This window comes from Streptococcus sp. Marseille-Q6488, from assembly GCF_946902925.1.
In the GTDB taxonomy this organism is placed as follows: domain Bacteria; phylum Bacillota; class Bacilli; order Lactobacillales; family Streptococcaceae; genus Streptococcus.
This window is the reverse complement of the sequence record NZ_CAMPPZ010000007.1, coordinates 1-18,395: the sequence shown is the minus strand read 5'-3', so window position 1 is coordinate 18,395 and position 18,395 is coordinate 1. Positions and strand designations below refer to the sequence as shown.

Annotated in this window: 13 protein-coding genes and 2 pseudogenes; 5 read left to right on the top strand and 10 right to left on the bottom strand. The window is 41.7% G+C overall.

The window, feature by feature from the left end:
• The 9 genes from OVN23_RS03140 to OVN23_RS03100 all read right to left on the bottom strand — a co-directional run.
• A partial coding sequence (locus tag OVN23_RS03140) for a YSIRK-type signal peptide-containing protein (protein WP_267240447.1) occupies window positions 1–2,074 on the bottom strand: 2,074 nt, incomplete at its 3' end.
• Between the two features lie 595 nt (window positions 2,075–2,669).
• The gene (locus tag OVN23_RS03135; RefSeq protein WP_023937337.1) at window positions 2,670–3,104 is read right to left on the bottom strand and encodes a protein-export chaperone SecB; all 435 of its coding nucleotides are present in this window, start codon (window positions 3,102–3,104) and stop codon (window positions 2,670–2,672) included.
• Window positions 3,104–3,448, bottom strand: coding sequence for a hypothetical protein (locus OVN23_RS03130; protein ID WP_050242788.1), 345 nt, complete (start codon window positions 3,446–3,448; stop codon window positions 3,104–3,106). Before OVN23_RS03130 ends, OVN23_RS03135 begins: the two co-directional genes overlap by 1 nt.
• 14 nt (window positions 3,449–3,462) lie before the next feature.
• Window positions 3,463–4,050 carry a hypothetical protein gene (locus OVN23_RS03125; protein ID WP_172921800.1) on the bottom strand — a complete coding sequence of 196 codons (588 nt, stop codon included), beginning with the start codon at window positions 4,048–4,050 and terminating at the stop codon, window positions 3,463–3,465.
• Between the two features lie 366 nt (window positions 4,051–4,416).
• Entirely contained in the window at window positions 4,417–4,932 is a 516-nt protein-coding gene (locus OVN23_RS03120; RefSeq protein ID WP_267240446.1) for a hypothetical protein, read from the bottom strand.
• Between the two features lie 668 nt (window positions 4,933–5,600).
• On the bottom strand, window positions 5,601–7,481 hold the full coding sequence (locus OVN23_RS03115) for a beta-N-acetylhexosaminidase (protein ID WP_267240445.1): 1,881 nt from the start codon (window positions 7,479–7,481) through the stop codon (window positions 5,601–5,603).
• Window positions 7,475–8,344, bottom strand: a complete 870-nt coding sequence (locus OVN23_RS03110) for an ROK family protein (RefSeq protein WP_173228912.1) — start codon at window positions 8,342–8,344, stop codon at window positions 7,475–7,477. Before OVN23_RS03110 ends, OVN23_RS03115 begins: the two co-directional genes overlap by 7 nt.
• 83 nt (window positions 8,345–8,427) lie before the next feature.
• Entirely contained in the window at window positions 8,428–11,073 is a 2,646-nt protein-coding gene (locus OVN23_RS03105) for an alpha-mannosidase (protein WP_267240444.1), read from the bottom strand.
• 97 nt (window positions 11,074–11,170) lie between these two features.
• The gene (locus tag OVN23_RS03100) at window positions 11,171–12,451 is read right to left on the bottom strand and encodes a glycoside hydrolase family 125 protein (protein WP_173218608.1); all 1,281 of its coding nucleotides are present in this window, start codon (window positions 12,449–12,451) and stop codon (window positions 11,171–11,173) included.
• A 170-nt stretch (window positions 12,452–12,621) separates the two neighbouring features.
• Here OVN23_RS03100 and OVN23_RS03095 point away from each other — a divergent pair, with 170 nt between their 5' ends.
• The 5 genes and pseudogenes from OVN23_RS03095 (at window position 12,622) to OVN23_RS10400 (ending at window position 17,041) form a co-directional block, all read left to right on the top strand.
• Window positions 12,622–14,718, top strand: a complete 2,097-nt coding sequence (locus OVN23_RS03095; RefSeq protein ID WP_267240443.1) for a GH92 family glycosyl hydrolase — start codon at window positions 12,622–12,624, stop codon at window positions 14,716–14,718.
• A gap of 95 nt (window positions 14,719–14,813) precedes the next feature.
• On the top strand, window positions 14,814–14,999 hold the full coding sequence (locus OVN23_RS03090; RefSeq protein ID WP_031223047.1) for a hypothetical protein: 186 nt from the start codon (window positions 14,814–14,816) through the stop codon (window positions 14,997–14,999).
• Window positions 14,980–15,330: pseudogene (gene tnpB / locus OVN23_RS03085) on the top strand (IS66 family insertion sequence element accessory protein TnpB). The gene OVN23_RS03090 and the pseudogene tnpB overlap by 20 nt, the downstream one beginning before the upstream one ends.
• Before the next feature lie 53 nt (window positions 15,331–15,383).
• Window positions 15,384–15,590 (top strand): transposase, encoded by a 207-nt coding sequence (locus OVN23_RS03080; protein ID WP_101514840.1) that lies wholly within the window; start codon window positions 15,384–15,386, stop codon window positions 15,588–15,590.
• Window positions 15,565–17,041: pseudogene (locus OVN23_RS10400) on the top strand (IS66 family transposase). Before OVN23_RS03080 ends, OVN23_RS10400 begins: the two are co-directional and overlap by 26 nt.
• Window positions 17,042–17,292: 251 nt before the next feature.
• Here the strand turns inward: OVN23_RS10400 and OVN23_RS03070 are convergent.
• Window positions 17,293–18,395: hypothetical protein (locus OVN23_RS03070; RefSeq protein WP_267240442.1), on the bottom strand; the 1,103-nt coding region annotated here is incomplete at its 5' end.

Genomic DNA, 18,395 nt, shown 5'->3' with positions numbered 1-18,395 from the left:
CACTTGGTGTTGTCGCAATAGCTGGCATTCCGACGGTACCTGTTCCACTCAAGTCACTGTTGCCACTACGAGCTTGTGCTTCTACAGTACCTTGCGCTTTCACTGCTTCATGACCTACTGTCACTTTACCAGTATCTGCGTCTACTGTCAGACCTGCCACTGTCTTGTCGGCTGACCATTTACCTTGGTCGTTCTTCTTAACAGTAACTGTATCCTTGCCTGAACCATCTGCTTTATCGAAGGTCACAACAACCTTATCCGCATGTTCTGGTGCTGGAATCTCAATACCTACATGGTCAGCTGTATCCACTACTGCTGGAACTGGTGCACTTGGTGCTTGAGTTTTCAAGTCATCTCTTGTCTCAATAGCACCCTCTAAAGCTTCAAGATAATCTGCTCTACTTTTTAAATCTCCCGAGTCCAACAACTCTTTTATTTTGTCTAATTTTTCTTGATAACTTCGAATAGTTTCTGGGGTTTTCCTATTCTCATCGCTATTTTGTTGATCCAACAGTCTATCATAAGCCTGTTGCAATAATGACTTCGCTATGTGTTTAGTATCCTGAGTAATATTAAAGTTTAATCCCGTAACTGGTAAAGCATACTGTAAAAATCTAGATTGATAACTCATTCCCAATTCCAAGTCATTTCCAGAACTAATCCTCACCTTATAAGATGTTACACCTGTAGGTAAATCAATCTCTCTACTTGTAAAACTTCCACCGGTTCCATTAGGCATATTAGCTGCTTGAGACAGGAGCCTTTCAGCTTCCTGCTTAGTTCTACTTCCTATGTTGATTTGTTGGGTCCTTGTCGTTCCATCTTTAGCTGCAATAACAGTTTTATCTGAATCTTTGGCAGGAGTTTGAGGTGAAAAGCTAGTTGAATAAATAGGAGTTTTAAAGCCGTCCTCATTAGTGAAAACTTCAACCTTATACTGTGCCTTAGTGCCGTCAATATCTCCGGTATATCCAGTTTTAAAAGCTACTTGTACTTTCGATCCGTCCTTAGAAGAATAGGCTTTAAAAACTTTCTCTATCCCTCTAAATCCTTTAGTACCTTTGGCTACTTTAGATCCTCTAGGACCTCCTTCACCACTTGAGATATAAGGTTTACCGTCAACAGATTCTTCACTACGATTTGCTTTTGTTCTAACTTTTGATAAAAACAACATATAATCATTAGTTCTATCAAAAGATTGCTCAATTGTCCATACAACATTACTTCCAAGGACATTTATCGTCTCTATTGGAAAAACACCTTCAGCCGTTTTTCTAGCAATCGCAAACTTTCCTGCTTCACCGTTAGCATCAACAGCTGTCCAACCACCAAAATCATGAATTTCCTTCACCTCTCCGACAGCAATGCCTGTAGAAGCACCAATTTCGTTCATATTTTGAATTTTTTCATTATTTTCTATTTTATCTGGTAAATTCTTTAAAGCTTTAACCAACTCCTCTACACTCGCATCGGCACTTGGTGCTTTGTAAGTCTGATTTGCTGATGGGTCATCCGTTGCAGCATCTGCATCTGGAGTGGCACTTATATCACGTTTTTTACGTGATTTTGGTTTCTTGCTTTCTGTTGTTGCCGCGGGCTTGGTTGTTTCTACTGGTCTAGTAGATTCCTCTTCAACTGTTGCTCTTGTTTGGTCTTTGTTTTCTACGCTATTTGCTTCTGTAGATGGCACCTCAGTATTTTTCTCTGCTGACTTTCCTTCTGTTGCTGAAGCACTAGGCGACGCTACTGATGAGTCGCTTGCGTCAGTAGGTGTTGGAGTACTTGGCTCTTCTTGATTTTTTGGATCAGTAGCCTCGCTAGTAGCAGAATTTTCACCCATCTGACCAACTACTGGAGTCGCCCCATAGGTTCCATTCTGGACATCTGGGTCTTTCAGAGGTGAGCCTTGTGTTTCCTCATTAGTTGGGGTTACACCTTGCTCTGTGGCAGACACTGTCCCATTTCCTGGAAACATGAACAAGGCTGCTACTGCAACACTAGCAGCACCAAAACTAACCTTACGAATCGAAAACCGCAGGCGTTTTTCTCTATCTTCATTACCTTTATAAAACATATATTATTTTGCTCCTTTTCCGATAATTATCGGTTAATATATAATGGAAGGACAAATAAAAAGCCCCCCCTAAAATATTTATGCATATTTTAGACTGGCATAATTTATTATACTCTTTTTTATTTTATAAATCAAATGTTATGAACTAAGCTTGGTCTCATGCATCTTATCCAATTCTTCTGTTTCACGCGAAACACCCTGCGCCAAGCAAGGTGTTCTTGTTTTTATACTCAATGAAAATCAAAGAGCAAACTAGGAAGCTAGCCGCAGGTTACTCAAAACACTGTTTTGAGGTTGCAGATGGAAGCTGACGTGGTTTGAAGAGATTTTCGAAGAGTATTAACCCCCCAACTATTCATATCTCACACTAACCAAACAATTCAAAAACCACCAGAAGAGCCGTTAAAATACTGCCCTTCTGGTGATTTTTATTGATAGCTGAGTCTTGAAGAAGGTAGAGTTTAAATTGCAACTACTATCATACAAAACTCTTTGATCCTATTTATTTTTATCACAATTTTGATTTATAGTTCTCCGAATACCTTTTAAATGTGAAAGTATTTCATTGGAGCTTTGAAAAATACATACACTGTTTTTATTCGTATGTTAACTTGATAGAATCTTTGTCTTCAAGCATTTTTTTAATGTTAACGACAGGCAATATGAAATTGGGGAACTCATTACCCCGAGTAATCATATCAGATACGATAGGCCGAATATAGGACCAAAGAATTGCTAAACCATTCTCTTTAAGAAAAGTTTCAAAATCAATATCAAATTCTGTCTCGTCATATATAAATGAAAATTCTCCAACAATATCTACAATAAGCTCAAAAGCAGAATCATCTGAATCTATATTTCCTTGCTTTGTTATCAAGTTAACATAAGCAAGGTTTTCAGATTTTCTTATTAAAATCTGTGCAGACAATTCAGGATGTAAATTAATAGTACTATTTGTTTGGTCAAAACTAGGATTTCTTCGGTATGATACTTCATTTAAAAAATAATCTTTAAATTGTAAAGAGGACATTAAGCTGCCACCTCACTATTTTCTTTTGTTGTAATTAAGTTTTCAGAATCTATTGGTAAATATGAAAAACATGACTTCTTGTTTTTTATATTATATTCAGGCATTGCATTTACTTTAGTTACAGAATTCAAATCATCAAACTCTTTTTGATTATTTAATTGAGGAGTAAAATGGATTTCATCTTTATATTTTTTAAGACTTCCTGATATATTCAAATCATAAGCAAATTCATTGTTTACTGAATAAATTTTGTTGGCCTTAATATTTTCAACTAATTCTTGGAACATTGGAGAATCCATCAAAGAAAATTCTTCAGTTCCTAAAAAGTTTGACAATAAACTCATAAAAGCCTCCTTATTTATAAAATGTTTGTAATACAATTTAAATCACGGATACAGATTTCTTCTCCATTCTTTCCGTCAATTACTGGTAAAGATGGAATAGCAGTATATGTTTTGGACTGCACTGCTTCATAATTCTTCCCATGCTGAGACGCTAAATCAAGCAACAGTTCAATAATTAATCCTTGATTTTGGTTAAGAAGAGTAGCTCTATTTTTGGCTCCGCTACCTGAAATACCTGCAATCTCACGTTCAATTTGAATAGATGCCGCTTGTCGATATTCCTCTAATAACCTTTGGTTTTTTGGGTTATCTAAAATAAAAATCTTATCTATAGATTTTAGGGTGATTTTAGCATGAATTAACTCAGGCCTAACCCCAGGTTTGCTTAGTTCAAATGACTTATACTTTGCGACATAAGCAGAAGCAATCGTTTTACCAGTATCTTTGTTAAAAGGTAGAAAAAAGTAAATACCATTACCCAAGTCGTTCGGATGTCTCTGTTTATGAATACCAGGTTTATATTTCTCATAAGAAAACCCAGCAGATAGAATCTTTTCTTTTATTTTATTGGTGGTGCCGTGCCACCCACTATATTGTAGCATAGAACCTCCTGATGAAGCTACTAGCTTAATTATACTGTTAAAGCTTAGATAATTCAACTATTACGGGATTTTTTGAAAAAATTCTAGCGATTTCCAGAACGTAACTGAGCATTAAGACAATAACTACCTCACCTTATCATGCCGAAATTATCTGATTTTATCAGAATTAAAACCCCATAAAATCGGGCTTTTTCTATTCTTCAAGAAAACGCTTTTTTGAAGAATAGAGTGGATTGGAACTAGAACAGTACACTGCGACTACTAAAACATTTCTAGAAATTAATTTGACTTTTCTAATCAATTTGTTCAAATCTTATTTCAATCTACTATAAAAAAAACACAAGCCTAAGCCTGCGGAAACATCATCTATTCTAAATAGTCTTTTTCTGTAATTACTTTTAATCTAGTAGAATAATTCTGAAATGTTGAGAATTTAAAGCGTCTAGGATCTTCAAGTTTGTTTCTATCGTTCATTTCTAGAGCACGGTTATAGTCTATAATAGCTTTCACTAACTTATTGATTATAGCTTTATCATTATCCATTACTTTATAATAATCTTCGACTTTCCGAAGGCGAAAAGTGGTATTTAGTAAATAACTTTTATCTTCTAAAATCAATGTTTTACCAATATCTAATCCTTCAACATATCCTTCTTTTGCTGAATTTCTAAGCTTATACTTCAATTGATACTTTTTAGGAATGTAACTTCTAAATGGAATCAAGAAAGTTAGCCCCTGTATTTTGACAACAGTTACCGCAAATCCCCTTCCTTTATTCATTACTTCCTTCGTCTTAAAGTCATAGTCCATCGCTTGAATAAGGTCGTAATCCTTGCACATTTTTAAATCAATTTGACCTAATTTTAACTTTTTGCTTTTCATTTCTATTCCCTAGATAAAAAGCTCACTAAAAAGTGAGCAACATTTCCAATGAGATACTTCTGTTGACGAGCGCGTCTCTCCGCCCCCTCATTGCCTCACGAAAAGGCTAGACGAATCGAAAGGAGGTGAGTTTTCCTATTTTCAATTCTACTTATTCTTACACATTTTTTTAATTTTGTCAAATAAAAAACGCAAGCCTAAGCCTGCGGTGAGTGTAATCTATTTTGAAATTTTTAAATAAAAAAGGAGCATTTAAGCCCCTCCTTTGAAATAACGGACCCTTGGCTGGTCGGTGTACCCAGCATCTCAGATACCTTTTTGCAAGGTGTGGCAGGAACCTTTCTGCCCTCAAATGTCTTTCGTTAATGTTATTCTAGCACTATCTAATTTTTTGTCAAGTTTTCTCAATCTACCAGACTTGATACGTATTAGCTACACCCTCAACAAACTTAAAAAAGTTCTCTTATCTGAAACCATCACAAAAAAACACTTGTTTTACTAATTTTAAGTGTACCACAATACCTCCAATTGCTAATCGATAGAATTGCTCTTAGGAAACATTCCCTTTCTGCTATTTTATCATAAGTTTGTCTAACTGTGGCATTTGAAACTAGATAATTCTTCTGTTTCACGCGAAACACCCTGCTCCAAGCAAGGTGTTCTTGTTTTTAAGTTGTATAAATCGTCGAAGCTGTCGCAATGGTATGCCACTGGTTGGCTGTTGTGGCTGCGAAGTCCTTGTCTGCGTAGAAGTCGTTAAATGGCAGAATTTCCACTTCCAGCTCATCGATGAGGTCAAGCTGACCAGCCAGATAAGCCTTGATACGGCTTTCTGCTCGTTTGATGCGTTGCAAGAGTCCGCCCATACGGATGTCAACTGTATCCAAACCAAAGACCTTGTTTTCTTTCAGCCATTGGTGGCTAAAGAGGGCATGGAAGTGTTCGATCGCGCTTCTGAGTTCTGGTAATTCTTGTCTGGCGATTTCTTGCAGACTTTCTTTATCATCCGCTTGATAGGCCTGACGAATGCGTCGTCCCACATCCACTTTGCTACTTAAAATCTGGTTCAACTGGGCCTGAGTTTCAAAAAGGTAGGCATAGTTCCCTGCTTTTTCTTTAATGTCAGCAAGCGTCTCAGCAGCCTGAGCGAAGTGTGGCTTATCCTGTTCAGGTGTCATATGCTGGTCAAGAATTGGACAGAGAACATCCTGATAAAAGACATAGCGGTTAGGATTGATGCCACTGAGATTGTCCGGCAAATCTGGCAAGAGGTTAGCAAGGTCAATCTGCATAAAATCTTCAACCGATAGACCTGTATTGGTCTGGAAATGAGCAGACAGTCGGTCTAGGTCATTGCGGTAGCTGAGTTCTGCCCAGATTTGCAGGCTTGGGAGAATAGAAAACTGGGCTGTTTCACCACCATTGTCCCCCCAACCAGTCACGATGACTTCTTTGATGTCATTGGCACGACAGGCTTTATTGGCCTCGATAGCCACTAGACAGCTGAAATGGTTGTTGGGTGTGAAACCAATCCACTTCCAAGCACCACCTGCAAAGGCAAGGTCATGACTAATCTTATGATGATTGCGGAAGTTGCGATTGTATTTTTCCTCGCTATCCTGATAATAGTCCCAGTAAACCAAGGTCACACGGTCTTTGAGACGGTTTAGGTAGACACGAGTGTCTTCTGGAATTTCCACATCACGGTCGTACTGGCCATCCGCTGACATAAGTTTAAAGAACATATCGCTCCACATCTGGCAGTGGAAACCATATTTATCAGCAATATCCAGCACGCGCTCCAAGTGTTGGCACATGAGAAGACTACGATCCACCACACCGTTTAGAATCAGGTAGCGTCCCAAGCCAACCAAGTGGGCTTCGTCCATCCCGATATTGACCTTGCGAGTTTGTAGTTTAGATAGAGTAGCAAACATGCCATCAATCAGGTTATAAACCTTTTCTTCGCCAATTAGGAGAATGTCCTCTACATCACGGAGTTCCTGGACTTCTTTGACACCCCATTTGACGAAGGCTGACAAGTGAGCCAAGGTCTGGATACATGGCACAAAGGTCATGTCAAACTGCTGGGCATAGGCTTCGATTTCCTGCAACTCCTCAGCCGAATAAGCTCCACGGAAATAGCCAAAGTAAGGCTGCCCTTCAATCTGGTAGGTATCTTCCATGTAGAGTTCAAAGGTTGAGTAGCCCATGAGAGCCAAGACCTCAATCATCTGCTTGGCAGAAGCCACATTCAGCACCGCATTTCGCGAACAGTCAGCCATGTAGGCTAAATCTTCATAAGCTGCCTGCTCCTCAATCTCTACTTTATCAGCTTCTGCTAGAGCTGTTGCCAACAAGGACAAGGCACGATAAAGTTGGTGGGGTTTGCGGTAGGTCAATTGATAGTGACCACCCTCACCCTTGATAGAGATAGAGACTTGGTCAGATTGGGCGACAGCTACTTCCACATCTGGTAGAGAAATGTGCTTTTGAAGCAAGTCGATTGCTTGAGTTTGTTTGGAACTAATTCCTGTAAATCTTACCATTGATTTTCCTCCTGTAACCAGTTGACAAGGGCACCGTAGAGATTGGCATCTGCATGATAGGTGCAGGCTTGGATAACGGGTGCGACCGTGTATTCTTCGTAGGTCTCAACAAAGTCATCTACAGCTTTTTTGACACCTTGGATAAAATCTGGATTTTGACTGATAGAGCCTCCCAGACTAATGACATCTGGGTCGATCAGATACTGGATATTAAGCAAACCTTGCGCCAGATTACGGTTCATGCGCTCAATGGCTTCTTGACAAAGGGTATTACCTTCTTTAGCTTCTTGGTAAATCTTGCGGCCGTCCCAGTCAGTCTGACCAGATTTTTCAATCACGTATCGCACCATATTTCCAGTTGATGCTAGTTGCGACCAGTTGTTGAGCTTTTCAGCAGGGGCAAGGGTTGTCATATAGCCAAATTCTCCACCCAGACCGTGGCGACCTCGGTGCAGTCTGCCATTGATAATCATAGCTCCGCCAATCCCTGTCCCAATCACGACACAGGCTGCATTTTCAAGTTCTGGATGAGCCAGTAATTCACTGAGTCCAACGCAGTTGGCATCATTTTCCAGATGGACAGGAATCTGATAAGAGCTAAGCGCCTCATACCAAGAAAAGCCATGGATGTAGGGCACCGCACTGAAGCCATCAATCACACCTGTCTCTTGATTGACCGCGCCTGGAACGCTCATAGCAATCCCGCTATAATCCTGCTCTGACAAGCGCTGGTCTAGCCAAGTTAGTAAATCTTCCAAACTTTCAGGCGTTGGAATGCTTGTCTTATTCAGTATTTTCCCATCAGGAGTCAGACTGGCAAACTTAATCCCAGTCCCTCCGATATCAATCGTTGCAATAGTCATTGTTTTTACCATAAAAAGGGGCGAATCAGTAGTTAGTTCTTACCTTTTCGCCCCTCCTTTCTTTTTATGTTTACTTTTTGAAATTAAATTTCTTCTTTTTTGATGAATTCTGTACGAATTTCTTGTGGAGCCAATAGTCCTGAATGAACTGGGTATGGTCGTTCAAGTAGGTCAAGGAAGAGATGTTGACTTTCCGGTACACGTACATTTTCACTACACATATTGTAGTAACGGAGGACATAGCCTTCTTCATTTTCCGCCACTTTAAAGGCTGTTGGACAAACTTGCGGTATGCTGAGAACAGAATGGCTCAAGAGGCTACCAGTCGCAGCCACGCTTCCTTCCTGTCTAGTAAGCTGAAGGCTGGTAAACGGTGTCTGCAAGGCTTTAGCACGACGATAGGCTGAGAAGCGTTCTTGGGCTTGGTGGCATTCAAGCGCAAACTCGACTTCAAACTCACGCAAGCATTGTGCTTCTGGTGTTGGGAAGTAACCCCAGTCACCTAGCTCACCTGACGCACGCAGAATGGTCACTGCAATGGTGTCGTCTCCAAGGATTTCGTATTCATTCAATCCCTTGTTAGATACAGTCACACCTTTTTCATCGTCATACAGACTGACAAAGGCTTGTTGGTGTTGAGGATTTTCAGGATTTTCCCATGAAGCTGCTGGTTTGTTTGGTCGTGTCACCACCTCATAGATGCTTTCAGAATCATTGCTTGGACGCGTGTTATGTGTCTTGACCAAGAGACGGATACGGTGGTCTTTGGCAGTGTTAGTAAAGCGAGTCTTGCAACGGATTTGTGGATTATCAACGAAGACAGTCATCTCAGTTTCAAGAGGAATGCTTGTCAATTCTTCTGAACGTCCAGCTTCACGCTTCATAAACTCGATGATGCCTTTTTGCTCTTCTTCTAGCTTTTCATCTGCACTGACAGGAACGGTCAATTCATATTTGAGCAAAATCTTAGCGTAGCGAGCTGTGTTTTCCAAGACCTCGTAGCCCTTAAGCTCTGCATAGATTGGCTCTGTTCCTTTTGGTTGGAAATAGATATACTCGTTTCCGATGTCACCACGGTCTTCGAAGCGGATAAAATCTTCGTAGGCTTCGTGAGTTGTCTTGTCATAAACTGTGATATTGTCATCCACACTCACCGTTACGAATGGTGTATCAATCACTCCGTTTTGGTAAATACCCTCACGGTGTTCTTGCTCTCCTTCCAGCAATTGGAAGGTTGTCCAAGAAAGCGGCGCTAGGTGAACTGGAATGGTCACGCGCACTTGTCGAGCAATACGAGCTTGGCGGAACTTGTCTTTTGGTAAATCGTACTCAAAATTAGCCCCAAGGTCTTCGATTTTAGCCTCTACAGGACGCCCATCCAAGTCCTCCACACGATAACTTGGCAAGGTTAAGGCAGCCATCTTCTTGTAACCTTCTGTTGGGTGCAATTCCTTAAAATCACAAGTCGCAACATCAATCACTGTGCTGACAGTATCGACCTTATCATGCAAGCCTGTGTTAATAACCGTAAAGAGATAGTCACTTTGAGCCTTAGCTGTAGCCATTTTACCCTTCCACTCGTTAAGAAGATTGGTCTTAACAAAGTTTCCGACTTGATTTACCTTAGCAAAACGAGCTTCCATCTCTCGGTGAACTTCGTCCACGCTACAGCCACAGATACTATCATGCGGCGCATTTTGCAAAAGAGTTTTCCAAGCATAGGTCAACTGGTCCTTGTGGTTGTGACCCCCAGTGATAATCGTCAAGGGTTCTACAACTTGCTCCAGCAAATTACTGTTTTCTTGGAAGGCTTGTTTGAGGTAAATACGGGATGAAGAAGTGTTGGCAAGTGTGTACCAGCCGTCTGTTTCCTGACTGGTCAACTCGCCTGTAACCGTTGATAAGTGTTCAGGAAGCGCACCTTCCACGGCTTGAACATATTCATCAAAAGAACTGTGAACAAAGGTTACATCTGGGAAAAGTTCATTTGCTACACGAATGGCTTCACTCAGATTTCGCTGTACAGGCTGATGGTCACATCCGTTCATCATCAACCATTGGTTGGTCGAAGCGTAGGCACGCACGTCTGCCAGTTTTTGTTTCCAGAAGGTCAAGGCCTCGTCTTTATCAACTGGAATTTCATTCCCGTTACTGTACCAGTTGGCAAAGAGAATCCCGAGGACACGACTTCCGTCCGCACCCTGCCAGTACATTTCTGAAAACTGAGAAGTAAACTGCTCATCTTCGAGGACTTGGTTGTCAAATCCAATCGGCTTCACACCACGACCAAAAGCTGCCACGTGAATGCCTGATTTTTGAAGGATTTGAGGCGCTTGTCCCATATTTCCAAAGGTATCTGGGAAGTAACCAATCTGGGTTGATTTGCCCCATTTGGCAGCTTCTTGCTGACCAATAAGAGTATTGCGGACATTGGCTTCACTTGAAATCAAGTAGTCATCTTGCAAGATGTAAAAGGGACCAATTTTCAATTTTCCTTCGTCGATGTATCGTTGGACTTTGTCGCGATTTTCAGGGCGAATCTCCAAGTAATCATCAAGGACAATAGTTTGTCCATCCAAGTGGAAACTCTTGAACTCAGGGTCATTTTCAAAGAGATCAAAGAGATTGTCAAACAATTCCACCAACTGCATACGGTGGCTTTCAAAAGGCAAGTACCACTCACGGTCCCAGTGACTATGTGAGATAATATGTACGACAACATTTTCCATGAAGTAAAACCTCATTCTAAATTTAAATTTTTATTGTTAACGTTTTAAATGTAAATTTGTGATTCTGACAAGAATCGGTTGAGCGAAAGCGCGCTCCTTAGCGAATATCCAAGTAATCCAAGACCAACTCACAGAACATCATGTTGGCCCAAGAGAACCATTCACGAGAGTAGAGAGTTGGGTCATCCACGTGGAAGCTTTCGTGCATAACACCTGTACCACCATCGCAAGCAACCAGCTGATCCAGCAAGAATTTTTTCTCTGCCTTATCTCTTGTTGTCAAGCCTTGGATAGAAAGGGCGATTGGCCAGATATAGCGATAGAAGGTATGAGAACTTCCGAGACCACTAGCGTATTCTCCTTGGTAGAAGTAGGGATTTTCAGGGCTCAGAATGGTACGACGAGTTGCTTGATACACTTTATCGTTGACATCGCAGTAGCCCAGATAAGGTGCAGCCAGCAGACTTGGTACGTTTGGATCATCCATGATGCTAGCATTTCCTAGACCATCCACTTCAAAGGCATAAATCTTTTCGCCCTTGCTGTTGGTGGTGTAAGCATAGTTTTCGATACCTTCTTGGATTTCAGACTGGAGGCGCTTAGCATCAGTGATAACACTCTGGCTATCAGCTAGGTTTAATGCTGCAAAGATTTCTTGCACATAACCCAAGACTACTACAGCAAACATATTTGACGGAATCAAGTAACTATACTGACAGCAATCATCACTCGGACGAAAGGCTGACCAGGTCATGCCTGTCACTGCAAAATCAGGTCCAAAGCCATCATTTACCAAGGTGTCTTCCTTGCGGTCCGTATCTCGGACAAAACGATAAGGAGAGTTCTTGTGGTCTTGTTCCACCGTCCAAAGATGGAGAATTTCCTTAGTCGCTGCGACAAAAGTCTCATCAAACTGACTAGTCTCGCCAGTCTCTTTCCAGAGGAGATAAGCCAACTGCAAAGGATAGCAAAGCGAGTCCACCTCATACTTGCGTTCCCAAATCCAGCCATTAAGGTCTGTGTGGTCAGTCTCATGGTGCCCCTTCCAGTTTTCCTCAATGTTGAAGGAATTGGCATAAGGATCCTTGAGTACCAAGGTCATCTGACGTTTGACCAAACCTGCAATGGTCTGACGCAGGAGCGAATCTCTTTTAGCCACATGCAGGTAGGGTCTGAGTTGAGCTGTCGAATCCCGAAGCCACATAGCAGGAATATCTCCTGTGAGCACAAAGGTTGAACCATCTTCTAGGATTTCAACTGTATTGTCCAAGGTGTCGGTGTAGCAACGCTCGAAAACATCCACCCACTCTGGATGGTCCTTAGCACGTTCTGCTACTTCACCTAGCCATTCTCTAACAATTTCTTTTGAATAAATCATCGTGCAGTATCCTCTTTCAAACAAGTTTCATTTTCAGTATATAGCTTTTGAGACAGAAAATACATACACAAATGATAGTCATTTTTCTACAAAATAGTTATCTTTGAAACTCCTTTTCTAAAGGCTATCTTTTTCTGATATAATGTAGAAAAACAGCTAAAGGAAAGACTATGAAACCACTACTTGAAAGCATCAATACCCGATTTGGAACTGCCAGCAAGCATGCCTTTTCTCGGGGAAATACCCTGCCATACACAGGCGTGCCTTTTGGGATGAATTACTTTGTACCCCAGACCAGTGACCAGGAGGGCTCTTGGTTTTTCGATCCGCATCTGCCTATCTTTCAGGGGATTCGACTAACCCACCAGCCCAGTCCTTGGATTGGGGACTACTCTTGGCTCCTCCTGACTCCTGTCACAGGCCAGCTAGGTGGAGACAGCCTCTTCCATCGTCAGTCTTCCTATGATATGGATAAGGCCTCTTTCCAACCTCATTATCTGAAAATTTTCTCCCTGCGCTATCAGATTGAAACCCAGCTCACACCGACTTGCTACGGTGCTTCTATTCGTTTGGAGCAAAAGCAAGGCAAAGCCCTCTCCCTCTATCTTCACGCAGCAGATGAACTGACCGTGGAGCAAGTAGATAAGAGGAATCTTGCCCTACGACAAGAAGGAAAAACTGAAACCAACAAAAATCCACTAACGATGTTCACTGCCCTGCAAATGAATACGGATGTTCTTGCTATCAGCCAAGAAGGTGGGGACTGGCGAATTGACTTAGCAAGTAGTCATGCTGAAATTCAGCTAGCCACTTCTTTCATCTCTCACTCTCAAGCTGTTCTTAATCTACCTCCAGACGATTTTGATAACTGTAAAACAAATGCCCAAGCGGACTGGGAAAATCTCCTCCATCGTTTTGACGTTATAGAGACAGGAGAGGCTGACCGAACCTTCTTTGACCACTGCCTCTACAGACTCTTCCTCTTCCCACAGACTTTTTATGAGGTTGATGAGTCAAGGCAAGCCATCCACATGGATCTGGCTACTGGTACTGTCAAGCCCGGGGTTCTCTTCAGCAACAATGGTTTCTGGGATACCTTCCGCACCACCTTCCCCCTCTTTGCCCTTATCATACCGGAACACTATCGTCGCTTTTTAGAAGGATTTCTCAATAGCTACCGCGATACTGGTTACCTTCCAAAGTGGTTGGCTCCAGATGAACGTGGCATGATGCCGGGTACTCTTTTAGACGGCATTATCGCAGATAGCGCCTGCAAGGACATGGCTCCCAACTTGGAAGAAGAACTCCTCCAAGCCATGCTTGAAACAGCCAGCAAGTTCGACCCTCTCGGCATCAATGGTCGCCACGGACTAGCCCAATACCAAGAACTAGGCTACCTCTCTACCGACAACCACGAAAGTGTCAGTCATACCCTAGACTATGCCTATAGTGACTTTTGTATCGCCAGCTGTGCCAAAAAACTTGGTCAGAATGACATCGCGGAAACCTATAGGACTGCTTCACAAAATTACCGCCATCTATTTGATGCTGAGACAGGTTACATGCGAGCGCGAGACAAGCAAGGCAACTTCCGCCCTGACTTCTCTCCTTATAGTTGGGGACGTGATTATGCCGAATGCTCTGCCATTCAAGCGACTTTAGGCGTCCTCCACGACATCCCAGACTTAATCCAACTTATGGGTGGAAAAGAAGCCTTCAGCAACTATCTTTTGAAAGCCTGTCAAGATGCTCCCCTCTTTGAGACAACAGGCTATGGTTACGAGATTCACGAAATGAGCGAAATGGCTACTGCTCCTTTTGGACAAATAGCTATTTCCAACCAGCCTAGCTTCCACATTCCTTATCTCTTCCGCTACAGTAACTACCCTGACTATACTGCCCTTCTTATCAAGACACTCCGTCAGAAAGCCTTTCATCCAAGCTGGCAAGCCTATCCTGGCGATGAAGACAATGGTAGTCTCTCTGCTTGGTACATCTGGTCAGCTCTCGGATTTTATCCGACCTGTCCAGGAAAATCAATCTATGATCTCGGAATCCCTCTCTTTGACCATCTCCGTATCTACCTTGCTAAAGAAAATAAATGGCTAGATATTCATACGGAGCAAAACCACAGCCACTTCAACTTTGTCAAAGAATGCCGACTGGACAAAAAACTAGTATCAACTATTCAACACCAAGATCTCCTAAAAGCTGAGCAGTTAACCTTTACCCTCAGCTGGTTACCAAGTCAGCCGTTCACTTCCTGAAATACAAAAGTAAGCGCGTCATAACAAGGTATCTATCATTCATGGAAGACCTCCTGTATACTATTCGTAAAGTAAAACTATTGGAGGATATTTTAATGCCACAACCTATTGTTCCTGTAGAGATTCCACAATCTCGTCGTTTTGATTCTAAAAAGAGAAATGATATTCTGCTTAAAATTCGTATTGGCAAGCTTGAAGTAAGTTTTTTTCAATCTCTCAATCTCGAAATGATAGAAGAGCTTTTGGATAAGGTGTTGCTCTATGACAATTCATCTATCTAGCCTAGGGCAGGTCTATCTCGTATGTGGGAAACCGGATATGAGACAAGGCATTGATTCACTGGCTTATCTCATTAAAACCCACTTTGAATTGGATCCTTTCTCAGGTCAAGTCTTTCTCTTTTGTGGTAGACGTAAAGACCGCTTTAAAGCTCTTTACTGGGATGGTTAAGGATTTTGGCTACTATATAAACGCTTTGAGAACGGTAAGTTGACTTGGCCAAGTACAGAAAAGGATGTCAAAGCTCTCACACCTGAACAAGTAGACTGGCTGATGAAGGGCTTTTCTATCACTCCAAAAATAAATTCATCAGAAAGTCGTGATTTCTATTGAAATGAGGACTTTCTTTTTAGTATAATAAAGTTAGAAAACAGAGAGGGAAGATGATGAAAGACTTATTAAAAATCATTCAACAACAGAGTGCTACAATTGATAGTCTCACCAATGAACTTACCCTTCTGCGTGAACAAGTGGCTTATCTAACGCAAAAGCTCTATGGAAAATCCTCTGAGAAAAGTGTTTGTCCATCTGGACAAGTCAGCCTTTTTGAGGAGGAAGCTTCATCTGATGAAGATGGAGAGGTTCCCAGTTGAAAGAGAAGAAATCACCTATAAACGTAAGAAAGCTAAAGGGAAACGTCAAGCTCTTCTTGCCCAATTTGATTCAGAAGAAGTTCATCATCGCTTAGAGGACTGCATTTGCCCTGACTGTCAGGGAGAGCTAAAAGAGATTGGAGCGAGTTTTCAAGGACAAGAATTAGTCTTTATTCCTGCGCAATTAAAACGAATAGATCATACCCAACACGCTTATAAGTGCCAAGCATGCAGTGAGAAAAATCCGAGTGATAAAATTGTGAAAGCTCCTATCCCTAAAGCCCCTTTGGCGCATAGCCTTGGCTCAGCTTCTATTATCGCTCACACCATCCATCAGAAGTTTAATCTGAAGGTCCCCAATTATCGCCAAGAAGAAGATTGGGCTAAGATGGGTTTACCAATCACACGTAAGGAAATCTCTAATTGGCATATCAAGGCGAGTCAATACTATTTGGAGCCCCTCTATAACCTCTTGCGAGAGAGACTATTGACTCAGCCCTTACTTCATGCGGATGAAACTTCTTATAGGGTGCTAGAGAGTGATAGCCATCTGACCTACTATTGGACTTTTTTGTCTGGGAAAGCTGAGAAGCAAGGAATCACGCTGTACCACCATGATCAGCGTCGAAGTGGTTCAGTAGTACAAGAATTCCTAGGAGATTATTCTGGATATGTGCATTGTGACATGTTACGGCAGTAACTTAGGACTTTAGTCCTCTAGTTCTGCCTATGGGATAGCAGTCCAAGGTTTAGGAGCAAGGCGACGCTAAGCTTGGTAAACTGCGAACCGCTAGAAGCTTATCGTCAACTGGAAGAAGCTGAACTTGTTGGATGTTGGGCGCATGTGAGAAGGAAGTTTTTTGAATCCACCCCCAAGCAAGCAGATAAGTCATCCTTAGGAGCTAAAGGTTTAGCTTATTGTGACCAGTTATTTGCCTTGGAAAGAGACTGGGAGGTTTTGCCAGCTGATGAACGACTACAGAAACGTCAAGAAGAGCTCCAACCCCTAATGGAAGACTTCTTTGCTTGGTGTCGGCGTCAGTCAGTTTTACCTGGTTCAAAACTAGGAAGGGCAATTGAATACAGTCTCAAGTATGAAGAAACCTTTAAGGCCATTTTGAAAGACGGACATCTGGTCCTTTCCAATAATCTAGCTGAACGCGCCATTAAATCATTGGTTATGGGACGGAGTAAAAGAGTCCAGTGGACTCTTTTAGCCTGAGCTCAGTTTAAAAAAGCGAGGGTGGTTGTTTTCTCAAAGTTTTGAAGGAGCTAAAGCAAGAGCTATTATTATGAGTTTGTTGGAAACAGCTAAACGTCATCAACTAAATAGTGAAAAATATCTATCCTATCTTCTAGAATGTCTTCCAAACGAGGAAACTCTCGTAAACAAAGAGGTTTTAGAGGCTTATTTACCATGGAATAAAGTTGTACAAGAAAAGTGCAAATAAGAAATCTCCAGATTAGGAACTATCCGTGAGTTCCCTAGTCTGGAGATTTTTCAATAGACTTCGTTATTGGACGGTTACGTTACGGAAGAAAAAGTTTCAAAATGATAAAAACGCATAATACCTTGCCTTAAAAAGCTTGATATTATGCGTTTTATCAGAGAAAGATTTTCTGAATGTTCACCTCAAATTGAGTTTTTCCAACATTCTTTCAATCACTATTCTAGCTAGTTTACGACTCGTCTAAACTTTGCTTATCTTAGCTGAGCAAGAATAGCTTTGAGTTTCTCAATCAACTCATCTTCTGTGTGGTCAGACTCTTTCTCATTGGCTAGGAAGGCAACTGCTTGAGCGAGTGCTTCTCGTGCTTGGTCGAGAACTTTCGCATCTACACTTGTAGAATCCGATTCTGCTTCAAGCTTGCTTAGTTCCTTGACTAATTTCTTGAGTTCTGACTCTTTCTTACGACGAGCGATGAGGAAGAGAAGGAGACCAAGGAGGGCAATTAGACTGCCAAGCATTACTACATATGAAAATTCAGTAGTTGTCTGACTATCGTATTTCATCTGATCTTTTTCTTGATTTTGCTGGTCTCCTTTCACACCTTTCAAGGAGTCTATTACCTCTCTCATTCTTCTAACAATATCACGCAAATCGAACCCTGTCAAACTTTCGTCATTAAGAGCTTGTTTAATCTCTGTAAGAAGAGCTTTAGCTGACTCAAGCGTTGTACTATCTATACCATCCAAGTCTTTCAAACGAGTTTCCAGTTCTTCAACCAATCGAGCAAGCTCAGACTTGTCAACAGGACGAGTCTCACTAGGAGTCACTGTATTACCTGTATTGCCTGAATTGTTTGGAGTCAAAGTAGAAACTGGAGTTTCTTGAGCTGGAGTGCTTGCTTGAGCCTGTCCAACAGTAGATGATGGAGTAGCAGGGGTGGTGTTGCTACTATCGTCTGTCGTCACACCAGGGACTGGAGTGTTACCACTATTATCTGGTGTCATACTGTCGCTATTATTAGGAGCAGGGTTGGTAGTACCGCCGTTGTTAGTGTTAGCACTGTCGTCGGTATTAGTACCGCTGTTAGTGTTGCCACTATTGTCAGTATTAGCACCGCTGTTGGTGTTAGCACTATTGTTAGTGTTACCATCATTACTTGGTACAGGAGTTGGTTCATTCTTAACTAAGTCTTTAGCTGGAATTGTCGCTGTGTTTGCTGGTTTGCCACCTGTTGCTGGAGTTGTTACTGTAGCGTTTCCGTTTTCGTCTACTACTACTGTTGAACCTGGGTTAACTTCTTTAACGTTTTCTTCGATTGCTTTCTTAGTAGCTTCATCTATTCCTTTAGCTGGGT